Source organism: Spartinivicinus marinus (assembly GCF_026309355.1).
Classification (GTDB): Bacteria; Pseudomonadota; Gammaproteobacteria; order Pseudomonadales; family Zooshikellaceae; genus Spartinivicinus; species Spartinivicinus marinus.
Map to the genome: position 1 here is coordinate 25,586 of NZ_JAPJZK010000002.1, position 23,548 is coordinate 49,133.

Sequence of the window (23,548 nt, forward strand, 5' to 3'; positions counted from 1 at the left end):
GGGGGTAGCAGTGACGGTTTACGTTGAAATTGATATTGCTGAGCTGGATGTATTGACAAACAAAATCAGTGAGTCGATGGAATATGGTTTGGCGTTAAATAAAGAGCAGGGCCAGCAAGCCTTGGATGCCATATCAACGCTGATCAACCTGCATCAGCAATTGCAGAATCAAGATATTACCCTGCATAAGCTACGTAAACAGTTAGGTATTGAAAAGTCCTCGGAAAAGCGCAGTGATGTACTTGGAAAAAACAACCAAGGAAACACTGGCACTGGCCAACCCCGATCACGGAAGAAAAAAAGCAACCAGTCTACCCCATCAAAGAAGAAGTCAGTTAAACAGCAACCCCCAGTAACGATTCACCATCCAATAGCTGGGTTGCAAGCCGGTGAGCGTTGCCCAGAGTGTACATTGGGTAAGCTCTATCACTATGAGCCGGCGCGGTTGCTTCGTATTACCGGTCACAGTCCCTATACCCGTGAACAACACTTATTTGAGCGATTGCGCTGTAATGCGTGTGGTGTATTTTTTACTGCGGATTTACCTGAGTCGGTCAACGCCGATGGAAGTGGTGACCAGATGTATGGCTATTCTGCACGCTCACTGATGGCCTTGAATAAGTATTTTGCAGGCTCACCGTTTTATCGCCAGCAGAGCTTACAAGACTTATTAGGGGTATCCATCAGTGCCTCTACCATTGCTGATCAATGCAACTACTTAGCCAGTGATTTACAAGCCGTGTTTGACATCATGAAAGCGGCGGCAGGAAATGCCATTCATTACCACTTGGATGACACTACTCACCGTATTCTTGACCAGCAGCCAACGATGAAAAAGCGGCATGGGAGTGACAAGCCAACACTCAGAAGTGGTATTTATACCTCAGGTGTCATTGCCACACTGCCCTCAGGGCAAGAAATCACCCTATTTCAAACCAATATTGGCCATGCAGGTGAACTCATGGATGAATTGTTGGAAAAGCGTTCACCCGACCAACCACCACCCATTTTAATGAGTGATGCTTTGTCAAATAATAACCCACATGTGCCGTGCGAAATGATTCGTTCGCTTTGCAATAGCCACGGAAGACGGCAGTTTGTGGATGTTATTCAGCACTTTCCCCAGGAAGTTGATTATGTGTTGGAACAATATGGCCACATTTGGACGCATGAGAAACAGACAAAAAAAGACAGCTTGTCACCTAAAGAACGACTGGAATATCACCAACAGCATTCATTGCCTATTATGGCCAAGATCCGCGAATGGGGAAGCCAGCTAATACAAAGCGGAAAAGTAGAAAAAAATAGCGGACTAGGCAAAGCCATTGGCTATTTTGAACGCCACTATAATGGACTCACTCGATTTTGCACCCATGAAGGTGCCAAGCTGGATAACAATCAAATGGAAGCAACCCTCAAATTAGTGGTACGAGGGCGTAAAAATAGTTTGTTTTTCAAAACCCAAACAGGTGCCAATGTGGCTGATGTGATTACATCAATGATTGCAACAGCAGCCAGTGCGGGGGTTCATGTGTTTGACTACTTTAATGCCATTCAGCGAAATCAAGAAGCAGTAAAAGCTAACCCAGAAAATTGGCTACCGTGGAATTTTACGTCAGCTCAATGAGCGGGATACTTTGATACTGATAAAAAATTATAATTCAAGCTATGGTGTCGTAAGGACACGTTATATTTTCTGTAGGGGATGGCTTGCTTGCCTTCTAAGAGGGCAAGCTGATACCCCCTTTTAGGGGGCTAAAAGCAAAACCACCTTCTAAGAAGGTGGATTATTTACTTATGATAATTAATTAACACCAACATATCGCATCAATCAGCGCACTCCTCTAACGCTTCTTCAGGCTGTTGTTTGCTCGTGGCAATTAAGAACTCCATAACCTGTTGATGATGTTTTATCATGCGGGAGATAGTATTTTCAGAGAACAGCTCCTCCGCATACTCCACAACTACCTGTAAGCTTGATCCATCACCAAAGAACTGCAAATCCATTTCATTGGGAGTTGACCGTTCATCTCTTTCTATTATTTCCATATCCAACTCATCGTTCCATTTGTCACTCAATGCTGTTGGAAAGTTTTGATGACGTAATACAATCGGCACTAGTGGAATCTGGCTGCTATCTCGCGTATTTTGCATTGCATTTAACAGGTGCTCAAAAGGTAATGCCTGATGCTCAAAACCGTTTAAAACCAACCGTTTAACACGCTCCATATATTCTCTGATACTCGGATCACCAGAGAGGTCAATTCGCAACGGCAGAATGTTAATGAAAAAACCTACCAGATCTTCCAGTTCGACTTGATTACGACCACCAGAGGTAGTACCGATACAGATATCTTGACGACCAGTATAACGACTAATAAGAAGAGAGAAACTTGCTAACAACCCCATAAACAGGGTCGCCTGGTGCTCACGGATAAATCTGTCAAACTCCTTAATCAATGCTTCCGGGTAATCGTAAGTATAAGTGGCAGCATGCCAATCACGACTTTTCGTGCGCGGACCATCATAGGGCAATTCCAAACCTTCCTTGTATCCATCCAACTCTTCCATCCAGTAATCAAGATGTTTGGATAGATCATTACTTTTTTGCCATATCGCATAATCCGCATATTGGATTGGCAGATTTGGCAAGTTAGCTTTTTCTCCTGTCATTTGCTCATTGTATAAAGCTCTCACATCCCGACTCATAACATTGTACTGTGACCAAGCATCGTAAATAATGTGGTGCATGCCTATAAGTAATACATGCTCATTAGTATCTAACTTCAATATCCGCAGTAGGATAAGAGGTCCATTAAACAAATCGTAAATATTACTCGCGAGTTCATCCATCATGCGAAAGACATCAGATTCGTCTCCATCGAAAACTTTCACATCCAACTTGCCAGTTTCTTTAATAATTTGCTCAGGCTGATTGGTTTTCGGGTTATTTCTAAAGATTGTACGCAGGGTTTCGTGTCTTTGTATCAGAGCTTCAAATGCTTTAATCAAAGCATCCAAGGACAAGCTACCCAATAGACGAATACCAATAGTACCGTTGTAACTTGTTCGCTGCTCAGGCATATGCTCATGAACAAACCATAGACGCTCCTGTAGATAAGATAGAGGTATCATCTGATCTCGGCTGACTGGAACGATATCAGCAACGGTATAACCGCCCCCTTCCTTTTGAGCCTGCTCAATACAAACAGCCATTTGTTCCAATTCTGGAAATTCAAAAATATCACGCATTGGAAGCTCTACACTGAACACTTGTCTTGTGCGCGATATCAATTGCGTCGCCAGTAGTGAATGTCCACCAAGATTAAAGAAGTTATCCCGTACACCCACTTTCTCTATATGCAAAATCTCACTGAATATCGCGGCCAACGATACTTCCGTTTCATTACGTGGCGCAACATATTCTTCACCATTTTCCGATGTATCCGGAGCCGGTAATCCCTTACGATCCAACTTACCATTAGGCAATTTCGGTAACGATTCCAACACCGTATATAAACTCGGCTGCATATACGTCGGTAGTTTCTCCGACAAATGTGTACGCAACTGATCAAGATCCACCACACCCTGCGATGCCACTACATATGCCACCAACTGCGCATTTTGTGTTGTCGGTGGCCAACTGCTCACCACAGCTTGCGCAACGGATGCGTGACCATTAAGCGCACTTTCTACCTGACGTACATCAATACGGTGACCACGCACTTTAATTTCAAAATCCTGACGTCCTAGATATTCCAAACTGCCATCTGCCAGGTAACGTACCATGTCACCCGTTTTGTACATCCGCGCGCCTGGACGCGAGCTATACGGGTTGGCAATAAAACGCTCGGCTGTTAATCCCGGCTGCTGCCAGTAACCTCGCGCCATACCAACACTGTCGACATACAGCTCACCCATGACCCCTATCGGCACCTGACGCAGATGCTCATCCAACACATAGACCTGGGTATTGTGAATCGGATAACCGATCGGCACGAAGGCATTCTCATCAACGCTTGCGTGTGTAGCACTAACCTCGTAATAACTAACGTCATTCATCTCGGTGCACCCGTAGTTATTCCATAACGTCACCTCTGGCAAACTTTCCAGCACTTGATCACGAATGCTTTGTGTCAGCGCCTCACCGGCGGTGACGATACAATTCAAAGATTGCAACTCTCGCGTATCATCGAGTAAGGAAGCCAAATGTGAGGGCACTAAAAACAGGCGACTCACCTGCCAGCGTGCAATGATTTGCTTCAACGCTACCGCATCTTTGACAAGCTGATCAGCCACCATAACTTGTGCCGCCCCTGCCAACAGACCACTGAGCAGCTCTTTCACTGATACCGCAAAAGCAATCGGCGTTTTTTGCAACACAACATCAGTGGCTGCAAAAGGTGTTCGCTCCCATGAGGCATGTAACCAATTTAAGATTTGATGATGAGGTACCATCACGCCTTTGGGTTTACCCGTGGAACCTGAGGTGTACATCACACAAGCTAACTGCTGGGCCGCCAAAGGCTGGTGAATATCAATATCACCTGGCTGTGCATTCACTTCCGGGTTATCCAGATCCAACCAGGGGTGAACCTGAGGAACGGCCGGCAGCTTTGCCTGTTGTTCGGCCTTACACAGAATTAACCCTGGTGTCACATCATCAATGATCTGCTCCAGATAGTCTTTCGGATACGCGGGATCCATCGGTACGTAACAGCCGCCCGCTTTAAACACCGCTAACAAACCTATCAGTAATTCCTGGGAACGATCACTGAAGATACCCACCGGCATCTCGTTCACCACACCAGCCGCCAGTAGTTGCGCCGCCAACTGGTTAGCACGTGCATTCACCTCGGCAAAACGCATCTGCCTCTCATCACTCCCAAGCTCGCTGACACTGATACAAGCGATGGCTTCGGGCTGACGGGCAACCTGCTGCTCAAACAGGTCGATCAGACTAGTATCACGGCTCATCATTCGCGAGGTATCGTTGAACCGCGAAAATAGCTTGCTCTCATGACGTGTTAATACTGCGCAATCTAACAGTCGTGCCTGCGGTGTACTTACCAGTTGTTCCAGCACTTGCTGGTGATGCTTGATAAACCGTCTGACCGTCGCTTCGCTAAACAGGTCTGCAGCATATTCCAAGGAGACTTCCAGGTAACTGCCGTCACCAAAGAACTGCCAATCCAGTTCACTCGGTGTGGTTCGGTCACCACCCAATTCTGTGCGCTTCACATGTACGCCATCAGACCATTCCACAATTTCTGACATTGGGAAGTTCTGGTGACGTAACATCACCGGTACCAGTGGAATCTGGCTACTATCACGTTGCATCCTCAATTCGTTGAGTAAGTGCTCAAACGGCAATGCCTGGTGGTCAAAGCCGCCCAGTACCATTTGACGTGTACGCTGCAGCACTTGCTCCAGACTCGGGTTGCCCGACAGATCCAAACGAATCGGTAAAATATTGATGAAAAATCCAATCAGACTTTCCAGTTCTATTTGGTCACGCCCTGCTACTGTGGTTCCGATAGACAGATCTTCTCGTCCAGTGTAACGTCCCATGATGACAGCCAAACTGGCCAGCAACGTCATAAATAAGGTGCTTTGTTGGGACTGACTGTAAGTGGCTAGTTTCCTGGCCAACGACTCGGGATAGCTGTACTGGATCATTGCCGCCCGCCAGGCTCGACCAGCCGTACGCGGGTAATCGTATGGCATGTTCAACCCATCTTCATACCCATCCAGCGATTCTTTCCAGTAACTCAAATGGGCATCCAGGTTCTGCTCGCGCTGCCATACCGCGTAGTCCCCATAGTGGATATTTAGAGCGGGCAGTTGTGCACTCTCCCCTCGCAACCGCGCTTCGTACAACGCTTGCAAGTCTTCGATCACAACCCCTTGCGACCAACCATCTGAGATGATGTGGTGAATATTTGTGATGAGTACGTAGTATTCCGGTGAAATACGTAAAATAGTGACGGTGATCAGCGGACCATTGACCAAGTCAAACACATAATGGGTGTTTTCATCGATCTTTCCCTGAATCTCATCTTCACTGACATCCAGTACCGGAATGTCCAGCACCATACCTTCTTGAATCACTTGTTGAGGTTCGCCACCCTGGGTCAGTACTTTAAAACTGGTGCGTAACGCTTCATGCCTGGCGACAAGATCATTAAAAGCACCACACATGGCATCGATAGAAAAGCGCTCGCCTTGGAAATGAACAGCTGTAGTGATGTTATAGCTGGTACGCTGATCTTCCATGTACTCATGGACAAACCAGAGACGCTCTTGTGCATACCCCAAAGGAATGACTTGGCTGCGATCAGCAACCTCAATGACTGAAAGTTCACTGCCATCACCGGACGCCTGTAATTCATCAATCTTCTGCGCCATACTTTCAAGCACTGGAGACTCAAAAATTTGGGTAATAGGTAAGTCTACTTTCAAATCTCGACGCACACCGGAAACAAGCTGTATCGCCAATAGGGAGTGACCACCTAAATTAAAGAAGCTATCCAATAACCCCACCTGCGCGACACCTAGAATTTCCTGCCAAATAATCGCCAGGCATTTCTCTGTTGGTGTACGTGGTTCAATATACTCAGCATTATCAGTGACACCGTCTTCAGGCGCTGGTAGGGCTGCTTTGTTTACAGAACCATCAGCAGCTAATGGTAAACGCTCCAAGAACACATACGCTGCAGGTAACATATAATCAGTGAGTTTCCCTTCAAGCGTATCGGCTATACTAGATGCCAATTGTTTCTTGCGAGTATCACCAGGAGCAGGGAAAACCTGCATAGTATTGCCTTGATGAGTTTCTCTCTGGTTAACAATGTAGGCAATAATTTTATATTGGCCTGTATCATCAGCTCGGTATGTCACCACAGCATCTTGTACAGTATTGACTTCGCGCAGATAGGCTTCTATTAATCGCAAATTGATTCTACGATCCCGTAGATAATCGTTATCATCGACTCGACCTATATGCTCTAAAGCGCCATTGGACAACCATCTAACAAGATCACCAGTACGATAGAGGACCTTGCCTTCAAAGAACGGATTAGCCATAAAACGAGACTGATTTAAAGCTGCATTGTTATAGTAACCACTAGCCATCTGATCAGCACTGACATATAACTCACCAGGAATTCCTACAGGTGCCAAATCACCATTTTCCAATCTTACATAACAATTGGCATTATCATGCGGCTTGCCAATGATCTCCGTATTTTTTTGATACGTATCAGCATCGGAAACGTCATAGCTACATAGACCGCTAGAAACCTCTTTACCACCGTACAAAGCGATCAACCGTACCTGTAAGCCCGATTTTTCAAGCTGGTCTTTGGTACGACGCATGACATCCTCCGACACACCAGTGCCGCAACAGAAGAGCATTCGCAAGGAACGGAATTGTTCAGCTGCACTTTCATTACAACTCAAATACAGGCAAAGATCGCTTAAGGATGAAATAGGCAAATACAAAATAGTAATGCCCCCCTTACTCACTTGTTCAGCAAGATCTTCAACCGAATCCCAATCCTGGTTAATGATATGAAGCTCGCCACCACAGACCATCCACTGAAACATTTCTAGTACAGCCATTTCCTGCATGCCCGATGTTTTCAGTAAGAAACGGTCCTCTGAAGACAAATCCGACAACCGCTGATGCGACTGCAAACGCGCGGAAAGTGCTTTATGGGAAACGCTAACTCCAACCACATCTCCACTGTTCCCAACACTGTAGCTAACATTCGCTAGGCTTTCGGCTGAAACAGTAGGCAGACTAGCCTTATCCTCTACCGCAAGCGGTGTCTTGCCTGACAACACCTTATCAATAAACAGTACCTTCTGCTCATCAACAGGCAAATTGTCTACCACGTCTGAACTCGTCAGAATAACCTCTAGTTCAGACTCAAATAGAATGTGGTAAACCTGGTCTGGAGCTGTGTCACTATCTATAGCAACATAAGCGCCACCAGCTTTTAGTATGCCTAACGCACCTATTAACAGATCTGCTGAATGCTTGACATGCAGTGCAACAAGCGTGTCTTTTTTGACTCCCTGAGACACCAGATAACTGGCGACACGATCCACTTTTTCACCTAGCTCTGCATAGCACATTGGCACATCTCCCCCAATAGCTACTTGAGACGGGGTCACATGTACGAACTGCTCATACAAATCCAGTACAGTGGCAGCATCCTCCGTCAAAGTCTCTGGAATGGAGCGATCAAGAAACAGATCTCTTTCCGCCTGTGTAAGCAGTGACAACTGATCAATTGAGGTGTTCGGTTTTTTGCAGACAGACTCCAACAAAACGGTTAAGTGAGTCATTAGGCTCTGAATGTAACCTTCACTAAACAAACTCGTGGCATATTCAATAAAACCGGATATACCATGACTTGTTTCAGTCAAATCAATAGTGATTTCAAATTTGGCGGTACCATTGTGCGCCATAACTGGTGTTACATCTAATCCTTCCAAGACCAAATCTGTATTTGGCGTATTCTGATAATTGAACATCACTTGAATAAACGGAGATCGTGCGGTATCCCTCTCTATATTGAAGTGATCAACGATTTTCTCGAAAGGAACGTCTTGATGTTCGTATGCATCCAATGTTGTTCGCTTTATATCACAAAGCAACTCCGCAAAACTTGGAGACTCGCCTAAACGCACCCTCATAACTAACGTATTCACGAATAGACCAATTAAGTCATGCAGCTCGGCATGATGACGATTGGCAATTGGACTACCAATACAAATATCTTTTTGTCCCGAGTAACGAGACAATACAATACTGAAAGCAGCTAATATCACCATGTATGCAGTGGAACCGGTTTCACTACACAATGACTTAATTTTTTGCACTAACGCCTGGTCTAAACAAAAATCAACAATGGCACCATCAAAATTCTGGAAAGGTGGACGCTCATAGGTAGTAGGCAAAACAAGCGCTTCAGCGTCCTTAAGCTGTTGCTCCCAATAAGGTAATTTTTTCGCGAACGCATCTCCCTCAAATAGCTCTCTTTCCCAATGAGCATAATCAGAATACTGTATTGCCATTGGTAAAAGCGGATTCTGCCCACCTTTTACCAGTGCGGAGTAGCTCTTTGAGACTTCTTGCAGGAGCACAGATGATGACCATCCATCAAAAACGATATGATGAATGACAACCGACATATAGTGTGTCGTCTCATCCAATTTATATAGTGCAGCTCTAATTAGCAGATCCTTTTCCAAATCGAAAGGACGCACCGTTTCAACAGCTAAAATTTCATCGAGCTGAGCTTTGCTTTCAACGGGAATCACAGGCATTTCAAAGCGTTCTGCACTTCCAACATGCTGTAATATTGACTGCTCTTCGTCGATAAAATTGCTTCTCAATACTCGGTGTCGCTCAATAACCATTCGGAATGATTCTGTCAAAGCCTCAACATTTACCTCTCCCTTAAGCAACGCCATCCCCGGCGTATTGTATGGGGCTCCCTCCACAAAATTATGCAGGAACCACATTCGCTCTTGCGCAAATGTCAAAGGCAAAGAAGAATCACTGGTAACACTTACTATCGCTTTATGTTCAACTTCCCCATCTAGCATTTCAATGTATTCTGCCAGCGAACTCACTTCAGGATTACCAAACAACACACTAAGAGGAATGTCGACAGACAATTCCTGATGAACCCTCGATATCAACTGTGTCGCCAGTAGTGAATGTCCACCAAGATTAAAGAAGTTATCCCGTACACCCACTTTCTCTATATGCAAAATCTCACTGAATATCGCGGCCAACGATACTTCCGTTTCATTACGTGGCGCAACATATTCTTCACCATTTTCCGATGTATCCGGAGCCGGTAATCCCTTACGATCCAACTTACCATTAGGCAATTTCGGTAACGATTCCAACACCGTATATAAACTCGGCTGCATATACGTCGGTAGTTTCTCCGACAAATGTGTACGCAACTGATCAAGATCCACCACACCCTGCGATGCCACTACATATGCCACCAACTGCGCATTTTGTGTTGTCGGTGGCCAACTGCTCACCACAGCTTGCGCAACGGATGCGTGACCATTAAGCGCACTTTCTACCTGACGTACATCAATACGGTGACCACGCACTTTAATTTCAAAATCCTGACGTCCTAGATATTCCAAACTGCCATCTGCCAGGTAACGTACCATGTCACCCGTTTTGTACATCCGCGCGCCTGGACGCGAGCTATACGGGTTGGCAATAAAACGCTCGGCTGTTAATCCCGGCTGCTGCCAGTAACCTCGCGCCATACCAACACTGTCGACATACAGCTCACCCATGACCCCTATCGGCACCTGACGCAGATGCTCATCCAACACATAGACCTGGGTATTGTGAATCGGATAACCGATCGGCACGAAGGCATTCTCATCAACGCTTGCGTGTGTAGCACTAACCTCGTAATAACTAACGTCATTCATCTCGGTGCACCCGTAGTTATTCCATAACGTCACCTCTGGCAAACTTTCCAGCACTTGATCACGAATGCTTTGTGTCAGCGCCTCACCGGCGGTGACGATACAATTCAAAGATTGCAACTCTCGCGTATCATCGAGTAAGGAAGCCAAATGTGAGGGCACTAAAAACAGGCGACTCACCTGCCAGCGTGCAATGATTTGCTTCAACGCTACCGCATCTTTGACAAGCTGATCAGCCACCATAACTTGTGCCGCCCCTGCCAACAGACCACTGAGCAGCTCTTTCACTGATACCGCAAAAGCAATCGGCGTTTTTTGCAACACAACATCAGTGGCTGCAAAAGGTGTTCGCTCCCATGAGGCATGTAACCAATTTAAGATTTGATGATGAGGTACCATCACGCCTTTGGGTTTACCCGTGGAACCTGAGGTGTACATCACACAAGCTAACTGCTGGGCCGCCAAAGGCTGGTGAATATCAATATCACCTGGCTGTGCATTCACTTCCGGGTTATCCAGATCCAACCAGGGGTGAACCTGAGGAACGGCCGGCAGCTTTGCCTGTTGTTCGGCCTTACACAGAATTAACCCTGGTGTCACATCATCAATGATCTGCTCCAGATAGTCTTTCGGATACGCGGGATCCATCGGTACGTAACAGCCGCCCGCTTTAAACACCGCTAACAAACCTATCAGTAATTCCTGGGAACGATCACTGAAGATACCCACCGGCATCTCGTTCACCACACCAGCCGCCAGTAGTTGCGCCGCCAACTGGTTAGCACGTGCATTCACCTCGGCAAAACGCATCTGCCTCTCATCACTCCCAAGCTCGCTGACACTGATACAAGCGATGGCTTCGGGCTGACGGGCAACCTGCTGCTCAAACAGGTCGATCAGACTAGTATCACGGCTCATCATTCGCGAGGTATCGTTGAACCGCGAAAATAGCTTGCTCTCATGACGTGTTAATACTGCGCAATCTAACAGTCGTGCCTGCGGTGTACTTACCAGTTGTTCCAGCACTTGCTGGTGATGCTTGATAAACCGTCTGACCGTCGCTTCGCTAAACAGGTCTGCAGCATATTCCAAGGAGACTTCCAGGTAACTGCCGTCACCAAAGAACTGCCAATCCAGTTCACTCGGTGTGGTTCGGTCACCACCCAATTCTGTGCGCTTCACATGTACGCCATCAGACCATTCCACAATTTCTGACATTGGGAAGTTCTGGTGACGTAACATCACCGGTACCAGTGGAATCTGGCTACTATCACGTTGCATCCTCAATTCGTTGAGTAAGTGCTCAAACGGCAATGCCTGGTGGTCAAAGCCGCCCAGTACCATTTGACGTGTACGCTGCAGCACTTGCTCCAGACTCGGGTTGCCCGACAGATCCAAACGAATCGGTAAAATATTGATGAAAAATCCAATCAGACTTTCCAGTTCTATTTGGTCACGCCCTGCTACTGTGGTTCCGATAGACAGATCTTCTCGTCCAGTGTAACGTCCCATGATGACAGCCAAACTGGCCAGCAACGTCATAAATAAGGTGCTTTGTTGGGACTGACTGTAAGTGGCTAGTTTCCTGGCCAACGACTCGGGATAGCTGTACTGGATCATTGCCGCCCGCCAGGCTCGACCAGCCGTACGCGGGTAATCGTATGGCATGTTCAACCCATCTTCATACCCATCCAGCGATTCTTTCCAGTAACTCAAATGGGCATCCAGGTTCTGCTCGCGCTGCCATACCGCGTAGTCCCCATAGTGGATATTTAGAGCGGGCAGTTGTGCACTCTCCCCTCGCAACCGCGCTTCGTACAACGCTTGCAAGTCTTCGATCACAACCCCTTGCGACCAACCATCTGAGATGATGTGGTGAATATTTGTGATGAGTACGTAGTATTCCGGTGAAATACGTAAAATAGTGACGGTGATCAGCGGACCATTGACCAAGTCAAACACATAATGGGTGTTTTCATCGATCTTTCCCTGAATCTCATCTTCACTGACATCCAGTACCGGAATGTCCAGCACCATACCTTCTTGAATCACTTGTTGAGGTTCGCCACCCTGGGTCAGTACTTTAAAACTGGTGCGTAACGCTTCATGCCTGGCGACAAGATCATTAAAAGCACCACACATGGCATCGATAGAAAAGCGCTCGCCTTGGAAATGAACAGCTGTAGTGATGTTATAGCTGGTACGCTGATCTTCCATGTACTCATGGACAAACCAGAGACGCTCTTGTGCATACCCCAAAGGAATGACTTGGCTGCGATCAGCAACCTCAATGACTGAAAGTTCACTGCCATCACCGGACGCCTGTAACTCATCAATCTTCTGCGCCATCTCTTGTAAGACTGGTGACTGCAATAATTCCACAACAGGATATTCAACACGGAATTGCACCCTAACCCTGGAAATCATCTGCAAAGCCAGCAGTGAGTTGCCACCGAGACTAAAGAAACTATCCTGTAAACCAATAGGTTGATGAGTCAGAAGGCTTTGCCACAATTGACATAACTTTTTCTCAGTGTCAGTAACCGGAGCCTCATAAACCTGTTTAGCCTGCACTTGTTGTTGCAGCTGCGGTATATTTTTTTGCGTAGTATCTACAACAATGACATCACGCTGAACAGTTTGAGAGGATGTTACCTGCCAAAAGCGACTACTCTTTGAAAACGGGTAAGTTGGCAAACTGATACGACGAGGCCGTTGCAGCTGATAAAGTTTTTGCCAGTCAAGATCAAGACCTTTACACCATAAATCCAGTAATTTATCGAACTTTTTCTTTTTCAGCCACAGATCAATGGTCATAACCATATCTTCATCTGCAGCAATCATTTCAATAGTTTTGTCAGACCCGACGGAACCAGAATATACCCCACCCTCTACAACATTTTGCAAATAAGCATTGAGTTTATCCTTAAGTGATTGAATTGAGCTAACAACAAAAGCAGCTCTATGACTCATTCCTTCACGGCCCACCTGCAAAGTGTATGCTAGACTTAGTAGATCTTTCTCAACGAAGTTACTCTTGTCCAACCAAGCAAACAATTGGTATGCTTTTGCACGAAGTGCTTCATCGTTTTTTGCTGAAAGTATGACAGCCACAGGACTATCGAAAACCGCAGTCTCTTCAATGGGATGAAACTCTTCAACAACAATATGAGCATTTGCACCGCCAGCACCATAGGAGGATATACCCGCCCTTAAAGGAAACTCCTCTTCGGCACCATTGAAATTTAATACCGGACGTTGCCAAGACGCATTTTTTTGCTGAACTTTAAAAGCACCAGAAGAAAAGTCGATATAAGTATTCGTTTTCTCGGCATGAAGACTGGCCACCAACATCTTATGCTTCATTTGCATTAAAACTTTCGTCAATGCTGCAATACCAGAAGCACTTTCATTATGACCAATATTGGACTTAACTGAACCAATAGCACAGAATTGCTTATCACTAGTGTCAGCCATAAACACCTTATTTAACCCAGCAAGCTCAACTGCATCGCCCATTGCCGTACCAGTTCCGTGCCCCTCTACATAACTGATAGTTCGCGGGTGTATATTCGCTCGCTTGATTGCTCTTCTAACAACATCGGCTTGGGAATTAGGGTTCGGTACGGTGTATCCATTTGTCCGACCACCGGCATTAATCATGCTACCTTTTATCACCCCGTAAACATGATCACCGTCAGCCACTGCCTGACTCAAGGGTTTTAAAACAACGGCTCCGCATCCTTCGCTATCCACAAACCCATCAGCATTTTCACCATAGGATCGGCACTTATTCCCCGCCGACAACATACCCTCATTTGCTAGATTGGTTAGTTGTTCATGGTCTACAATTAAGTTTACCCCACCTGCGATTGCCACTTCACACGTTTCACTTTGTAAACTTTCAATGGCCATATGTATCGAGGTTAAAGAAGATGAGCAGGCCGAATCAATTGCAACGCTCGGCCCATGTAAATCCAAAGCGTAAGAAACGCGATTCGCTATCGACCAGTTTTTAGCTCCTTTTTTATAGAAGCTATTCATAACACCAACGAATACCCCGACGTGTTTATTTTTGCTTAAAGCTACAGGGGTATAACCTGCATCTTCCACACAAGCATATGCCTGTTCCAAAAATAGTCTTTCCTGGGGGTCCATTTGCTCAATATCCGTTGATGCGATCCCAAAAAAATCCGCATCAAATGCATCAACATTCGCTATAAAACCACCCCAATCAGGGTATTTTTTATCTCCAGTGGAATTTTCCCAGCGCCCATCGGGGACAGGAGCAATACAATTTTTGCCCTCTTTTAAATTTTCCCAAAACTCAACATAGTTGTCAGATTCAGGAAAACGTCCGGATAACCCGATAATGGCCACATCACTATCAACACTTTCCTGTATTTTCCGAGGTGTACCGAGACTTTCCTCTGGCGAGTTAACCCCGACATGCGAGCTGTTATCCTGTAGTGGTGTATTTAACGACGTCGCAACATTGTGTGTTACGCTTTCCCCCAGCCAACCCTGTAATCCTGAGTAATGGCGATCCATTAATGTTTCAACCAACGCTGTTATCGTCCGCGTTTCAAAGAGCAGTGTACTATCTATATCTGGCAGTACTTTTTTCAGTTCATCCGTTAGCTCCATAATAACGATGGAATCAATACCGTACTTTTCCAATACAACATCAGGATCAATTGCATGGTTTTCTATCTTAACCAAGCTGGCAACCAAATCCTTAAGCTTACTGATTGCCTGGTTTTTTATATCAATGCGTTCTGGTCTTGATAATGCTGTTTCACCGATCGATGCTGAGCGCTGATCAAAGCCAACCCAACCAAGTAAATCCTCTCGGTTATTTTTAACCAAGGTATCAACTAAAGCTTTAATCGTCTGAGTTTCAAATAGTAACGTATGATCAATACCTGGAATGCCTTTAGCGAGTACATCAGTCATTTCCATAATAACAATAGAGTCGATGCCGTACTTTTCCAGCATATGATCTTCACTAATTTCGCAGCTATCCACTTTCACCAACCCAGCCACCAAGTCTTTTATTTTGCGGGTTGTTTTGTCAATCAGCCCATCACCAGCATATTGAGAGCCGGTATTAGCTGCTAACATTTCTCCTGAAAACGCATGACCCGAAACTACATCTATATTCAACCAACGCTTTAAACTTTGAGTATTTTGGACAATCAGGGTATCCACCAGAGTTTCTATTGTCTGACTTTCAAACAACAAAGTACTGTCTATATCTGGAATCCCCTTACACAACTCGTCCGTCATTTCCATGATCATTATCGAGTCTATGCCGTAGGATTCGAGCGTTGCTTTAATTTTTATTTCGCTATCACTGACTTTAGCTAAATTCGCTATTAGTTTTTTAATCTTAGCAACCGTATTTTCCTTTAATTCATTGGAATGATCGGTTGTCGTTTCTATCTCACTGGTTGTCTTCACTGCATTTTTAGCTTGAGATATTTCTTCACCATTGCTCTTTTCGTATGCACGTTCAATATCTTTTACTTGCGCAACAAAGACTTGCTGCCCCAACTCAGCGGCCGACACTGCGGGTAAACGCCCAACAGAAAAACCTACCTCAGAGAGTAGTGTTAGCCAAGATGTGCTGCTTAGAGCTGGTGAATCGCCTGTTCTCCGCTCTGCATCTTCATATCGCCACCAACCTTCCAGCAGCCCGAAAGTCATATGCGTAAACAGACTACCGCAAGTAATTTCGTTGACTAACAACAAACCACCAGGTCTCAATAATTCATGGGCATTTGTTATTGTACGATGCATATTTGTCGTGGCATGTAACACATTCGTTGCGAGTGCTATATCATAAACGCCACATTGCATTCCCTGCTGCTCACAACTTTTTTCAATATTGAACTGTGATGTTTTTAAATAGCCAACCTTCGGTGCAAATGTTTCATCTGCATGCTGCAAGAAAACCCTTGATATATCACTATAACAATACTCTTCAATATGCTCGGCATAAGGTTCTAAATGTTTAAATAGTCGCTCACTGGTACCCCCAGTGCCTGCACCAATTTCAAGAATTCTTATTTTTACACGGCTATTCTGCTGGATGCGTTGTTTGATATAAGCAACTAGAACATCACCCAAGACATCGTTAAAGTAATCAGTGACATCATTACGGTAGATACCTTCAACCAAATGCAATGACCCTGAGGGAAACATAATCTGCGTTGCTTTTTCTTTACCAGCCAAGATAGCGGTTAAAGATTTCAATGTGCAATCCAGTAAATTTACTTTATCCCGCAACTGCTCATTATCACGACTTTCTTTCAGGTAACGCTCCCATTCCTGCCATACATCAGTGATGGGGCTAACGGCTTTTTTAAGCGTACCGTTTTGCATATCGTAATAGCCAGCATCAGCCAATACTTGTAGACTGTGTTGCAACCAGCGATCATACAGGTTTGGAAAACTCTGTTGTCGCTTCCACTGTTCAACTGCTATATCACAATCAAACAACCCTATATCATTAAGGGTGCTAGCCAGCACCTCTACTAATAAAGCATCCATTTCATGGGTGTTTCGCTGACTCTGCGCCAAGGTATGCTCGGCAATACTTCTATCACTTAAATCTACTTTATCCAGTACAACAGCACCAATATCATTATTATTCATCGTATGCTTGAAAAGACTATTCGGTAGAATTCCATTAGTGTTGTCGAATCGGTCATTGATCTTCATATAAAAAAGTTGCTGTTCTTCAGATGCAGTCAGTAAGGATTCAAGTACCGACATGGCTTCGTTAGTCTCAATAGACTCCTGTCCCAATGCCTGCATACGCTTTTGGTATTGCTCCGTCGCTACAACGCCAGTATGTCCCCAATAACCCCAGTTTATAGTTTTAACATTGGCGCCAAGTAGAGACCACGCTTTAGCATAGGCGTCCGAAAACAAACAACCCGCAGCGTAGTTACTCTGCCCTGCCGCTTTAACAACACTCTGCATGGAAGAAAAGAACAATACAAAATCCAATGATTGATCAACAAAGGTTTTGGCCACCTGCACACTTACATCGACTTTTGCCCGCAAGCTCGCTCTAAAAGTATCCTCATCCATTCTCGCCAAACTTCGATCCTGCAGAACGATTGTCGATACCACAACGCCATTGATATCACCGAATTTGTCCTTTATTCTTTTATATGCTCGCGCCATCTGCTCTGGATCACATGCATCGGCACTGAGGTAATAGGGCTTACTCCCAAGTTTCGCTAAGCGATTGCGCTTTGCTTGAATTATTTCATCTTCTTCACGGCGACCGATCCAAATAACCTGAGCGTTACATTCATTGATCAGATACTCGCTGAATACCTCTCCAATTCCACCGGCACCACCAACAATAAGGTATACACCCTGTTGACAAAGAGCGCTTTTATTATCATGTGGGATCTGTGTTTTGGTTTCGACCAAACGCGACATGAACCATTGTGCATTACGGTAAGCGATCACTTCACCGTTACAATTAGGCAACGCGAATATAGACGACCACAGAGGATCCGACTCAGGGTTTTCCTGTAAATCTATGACACGCACGTTCCAGTGGGAACATTCTTTCGCTAAAGCGCCCATTAACCCATGAATACTGGCATGCGCTGGGCACACTGCCTCATCACCATCCACCATCATGGTTTGCCTAGTAAGCACTATCATATCTAGCGAATGACTAGCGTACCCCATAGCTAATAGCGCTTTAACCAAACGAAATCCCAGAACAACGCCGCTCTCTTGGGCATCAAGCATTTCAGCATTTGTAATATCTCCAGCATGGAGCAGTGGTGACCAAATAATACGCTCAATTTTGTTATCAATACCCTCAAGCTTTTGCACCACGGTTTCTATACTGTCACTGATACTAAGTTCCAGCTGCTGAATGTTTGGGTAGAGAGTTTCTAATTGCTGGCAGTTTTGTATGGCTCCAATAGCAACAACGGATGTATCCGATTCGGCTTTATCAATGCCTCGCGCCGAACTTTCTTCACTCTTACCTAACTCACTCTTAGCATGTGCTTCTAAATCACATGAATACCATTCTTGTTTTAATACAACATCTCGTATGGTATCTGACCTCAAAACTTCAGTCGGGCTGTTGTTAGTGGTATTTTTGTCACTCTTTAATGTACGGATAACAAATTGTTTTATGGCTACACATAACAACCCACTTTCATCAAAAATATCGATATCAAATTTATCCAGTGTCTCATCCACACCTGAACTTTCGCTACTACGAACATATACCGATGCTCGTGTAGAGATAGGCCTGAGTATATGAACTTCCTTCGCAATAAAAGGCATTGGTGTAAATTGCAGCGCCTGATTGCCCAAAAGAACCATAGTAAGTTGTAATGCACCATCCAAAATTGCAGGGTGTAATATATACTCAGCAACATCTGTAACTTTATTATCCAGATATAATTCACCCAGCACACATTCACCCTGAACGGCAGTAGTCCCTGATCTAACCTCTTTTACTGTGCGGAAACTCTCACCGTAATCCAACCCAGTCCCTTCAAGTTGCGCATAGAACCGTTGACCAGAGATACTCTCGGACCAATTGTTTATCTTCAACATTGATAATGTATTGGATAGCAGTACTTCATTGGTGGTTATCTCGGCATCACCTTTGCTATACACTTCGCCCTTGTTTCTATCACCAAATATTTCAAAGTGAATTAAATTCTCATCAATAAGCGCAAGCTCAATATGTATTTCGAGCTTACCGTCAACAATGATTGCCGGGCGCAAAAAAGTAATATTTTTAAGGTTAATCTGACAATTAGCATCATCACTACCCATTGATTCGATCACTGCTTTACGCGCCATCTCCATATGTGCAGCACCAGGTAGAACTTTTTTTCCATCAACCCTATGATGATCCAGGAACAGCTCGTCACCATTAAACTTGGCGCTAAATCGCTGCTGACCGAGCGAAGAAGTATTAGCGTGCAACAAAGGATGAATATATTGTGGGGATACTACCTCGACAACAGGCTCCGTATCAGGTACCCAATAGTGCTTTTTAGCAAATACATATGTTGGCAAAGAAATTCGGCATCCTTTCTCCCCTTTATATATTTCTTTCCAGTCGATATCCGCACCATCAACCCAGGAGCGAAGCAACTGCAAATCATCCAAAGAATTCGCATCCTCAGCAGCAATCACATAATTATCATGATTATCTGTACTACCATAAAAACATCCATCAACTGACTTCCCAGCCAAAAATGTACTCAATTTTTCCTGCAATTCAGTGACAGACTCAACATACAACCCCAATCTTTGCTTCATAGGATGACGAGCAACTCCCAGGGTATATGCAATATCCGCCAACGCTGGGGTCTTATCATCTAACAACCAATAATGGAACTTTTCAACATAAGCATTCAAGCTTTCCTCATTTGCCGCAGATAAAAGTATCAACGCCGACTTTCCGGCATCTTCAGCGGGTAGCTCCTTGCCTTCATCAACGTACTCTTCAACAATTATGTGCGCATTCGATCCCCCAAAACCAAAAGAGCTCAGGCCTGCACAACGAGGTTGTTCGTCATTATGACGACGCCATTGACGATCCTTATCCACGACGTAAAACGGTGACTTATCCAGTTCAATTAGCGGATTAATCTGTTGAAAGTGAAGCCCACCCGGTAATCTATTGTGACGCAGACTCAATAATATTTTAATTAAACCCGCCATTCCCGCCGCCGATTCGGTGTGGCCTATATTTGACTTAACAGAACCAATACCACAAGAACCTAATTCCAAGTTAGTATTTAGACTGGTAAATGCCTCTTTTAGGGCTTGAATTTCTATAGGATCGCCAAGACTTGTTCCTGTACCATGCAGTTCAACATAAGAAATACTTGAAGGGTCAACACCAGCATCTTGATAAGCTGACATCAATAGCTCTTTTTGAGCATTGACATTTGGTGCGCGTAGAGAATTTGTTCGGCCATCATGGTTAACAGAAGCCCCCTTTATTACCCCCAGAACATTGTCACCGTCATTCAACGCCTTATCCAGAGGTTTTAACATTATTCCGGCGATACCTTCAGAACGCACAAAACCATTTGCACTGGCATCTAACGTCTTGCAGCGCCCGTCTGGTGACAACATTCCAGCAGAAGCACTGGATAATAAGACCTTGGGAGATAGAATCAGATTAACGCCAATAACTATCGCGGAGTCGGCATCGCCACGTTGAATGGATTGAATGGCACGATGAAGCGCAACCAATGAGCTGGAACAAGCCGTATTAATGATTTCACTCGGGCCAGACAAGTTGTACCATCGCGATGCGCGGTTGGGAATCATCGTTTGATGCGAACCCGAATCAATATACGCACCATACTCACTCATCAGCGTCGGCTTTTCGGCAAGCAAATCAGCATAGTCCGTATTATGTGCTCCAACAAACAATCCTATACGCTTACCTCCAAGCGACAAAGGATCATATCCCGCCAGCTCAGAAAGTTTCCAGATAAACTCCAGTACTTTGCGTTGTTGAGGGTCGAGGCATTCAGCTTCACGCCTTGAGATACCAAAAAACTCTGCATCAAATGAACTAACATCATCTAACAGCCCCGCCCACTTGGGCAGCCCCTTTTTTGGGGTTCCACCAAAATTGCACATAGCTTTCCACAATTCTGGGCGCTTGACCTCAATCAGGTCGATAGCATCACCGCCATCCAGAATAAAATCCCAAAGCGCTTCCACTCCCTCACCAACTTTTGGAAAATCACAATGCATGCTTACGATTGCAATAGGTGAGCTAAAATCCTCCTCTCCTTTTTTGTTTGCAATATTTGCTTTTTCTGAAACATCCTCTTCGCCCGTGAGAAAATTCGCAACTTCGCGGATGGTTTGGTATTTAAATAACAGTACTGCTGGAAATTCAACGTCAAATGCCTGCTCTATCCGAGCAGCCAGTCGTACACATTGAAGAGAGTCCAACCCTTCAATAGTGAACAAAGTGTCAGCTTCCAACACTCTACCCAGTACAGGTGAAAATACACTTTTCTGTAGTGTTTTTATAACTTGCGAAAGTGAACTACCTGACAGTGAAGAATTTTCAACTTTCTTATTTAAAGCAAGTGCCCAAAGGGGCTTCAATTGTTTATGCACATACGCTTCCTTGAACGATCTTCTTTTTACTTTTCCAACAATCCCGGCTTTCAATTCCCCTTTTCTAAAGAAGGCTATATCACCTATAGCCACGCCATGATCTTCCACTATACTCTGGCAAATATTCCCTGATAGATGAAGATAATCACCGGAAGACACATCTAAATCAACTTCCAACAGAGCGATAATCGTCTCAACATTACCATCGTCCAAACCGAAAACAACAGCCTTTGTCACCTCACTTACAGCAGAGTAAATGCTGTCTTCAAGTGCCGATGGGTAATGATTTTTTCCTCGAACAATGATTGTCTCTTTTTCTCGGCCACTCACATACAGTTGGTTATTTTTGACAAATCCCAAATCTCCCGTACGAAAAAACCCCCTCTCTCCCGTATCCTGAATAGCGGCATCGAACGCTTTCTTAGACTCATCAGTATCGGTGAAATAACCCTCAGTTATTGCATCTGATTTTACCCATATTTCACCTATTTGATCATCCAGGCACAAACACCGACTCTCTGGATCAACAATTCGAACCTGCACAGCGTTACTAATTGCCCCACATTCAGCGATGGCAACATGCGCAGCAGCATTATTAAACTCCAATCGTCCCTCGTTTAAAGCGTTTATATCCACTTTACAGACACTTGCGCCGCCCCCTCTCTGTGTCACGATAGGCCCGGTCTCTGATAAACCGTAATGGGCCATAAATGTTTCTGCTCGAGCGCCAACCACTGAAAACGTATTGAAAAAACTTTCAGCGGTCTTCTCCCGAACCGTCTCCCCACCCGACACCACACAGCTCAATGTTGAGAGCATTTGTGAAGAAAGCTTATCAACCAGAATAGATTCAACGCATAACTTGAATGCAAAATCTGGTGCAGCTATATGTGTCGCCCCTTCAGCTTGAATCGTCTCAAACCACAACAAGGGATTCTGAGTAAATTGAGCTGGATGTAAAAAAGTACTAGAAGCACCACTAAAAAAAGGAGCGAGAAAACCAAAATGCAAACCAAAATTATGCGATAGCGATAACCAGCTAACAACCTTACTATCCTGAGTGCATGCCCACTGTTTTGCTCCCTCCTTCAACTGACAACAGAGATTTTTATGAGTAAGGTGAATACCTTTAGGTGCGGAAGACGAACCAGAAGTAAATAGCGCAATAGCCACATCGTCATCATTTGCTTTTCGTGCAAACAAGCCATCAGGATTTGATGATGCCAAATTCATTGCATCTGCTTTTACTATTTTTAACTCCTCTTCCGACTGAAGATCAGAATTTTCCAATGTGAATTCATCAGTCACAACAACAACATCACCGTGCTTTTTAAGTACCCTGTACACAGGGGTGACACGTGCAACTTCATGAAGCAATGGTTCATCAGAGGTATAACACAAAGGCACTGCGATAAGATCAGCCTGAAAACAAGCTAAAAGAGTTGAAACAAACTCCCGACAATTGGGCAGCGCAATCAGAACGTAACTCTGTGATTCAGTTTGTTGGATCAGGATTTCAGATACTCTATTGACCATGTCGATCAACTCCGGACCCGAAACACTGCTACTAGCTTTTCCGCTACAAGGTGGGAATTTAAATTCTGAGTTTAGCAACTCAGTACCGCTTGACATCTCATCAAATAGTTTCTGTAGTGATGAAACACTGGCTTCGTTCTTCTTTGACATTTCCCTAAACAACCTTCTATTTAAATCTTTTTTCTTATCTCAACTAAGGACTTTAACGCTAGCCCTCTTACCCAGCGCGAAATCTGGCAAAACCCCACATAACACCTTATACATGCGTTAGACACATCCTTTTCGGCATTATCAAATATTCTTTCAAAGTAGAGGCTAACACCGCCCCTACCAATACCCCAAAGCAACGCTAAAAATATTTTTACTATCA

The 23,548-nt window shown here is 44.7% G+C and carries 2 protein-coding genes; one reads left to right on the forward strand and one right to left on the reverse strand.

Annotated elements, in window-relative coordinates; all coding sequences use genetic code 11:
• The first annotated feature begins 10 nt into the window (after positions 1 to 10).
• On the forward strand, positions 11 to 1,627 hold the full coding sequence (gene tnpC / locus OQE68_RS28430) for an IS66 family transposase (protein WP_180571841.1): 1,617 nt from the start codon (positions 11 to 13) through the stop codon (positions 1,625 to 1,627).
• A gap of 200 nt (positions 1,628 to 1,827) precedes the next feature.
• Here the strand turns inward: tnpC and OQE68_RS28435 are convergent, their stop codons facing one another.
• Positions 1,828 to 23,328, reverse strand: coding sequence for a non-ribosomal peptide synthetase (locus OQE68_RS28435; protein ID WP_180571150.1), 21,501 nt, complete (start codon positions 23,326 to 23,328; stop codon positions 1,828 to 1,830).
• Positions 23,329 to 23,548: the final 220 nt, after the last annotated feature.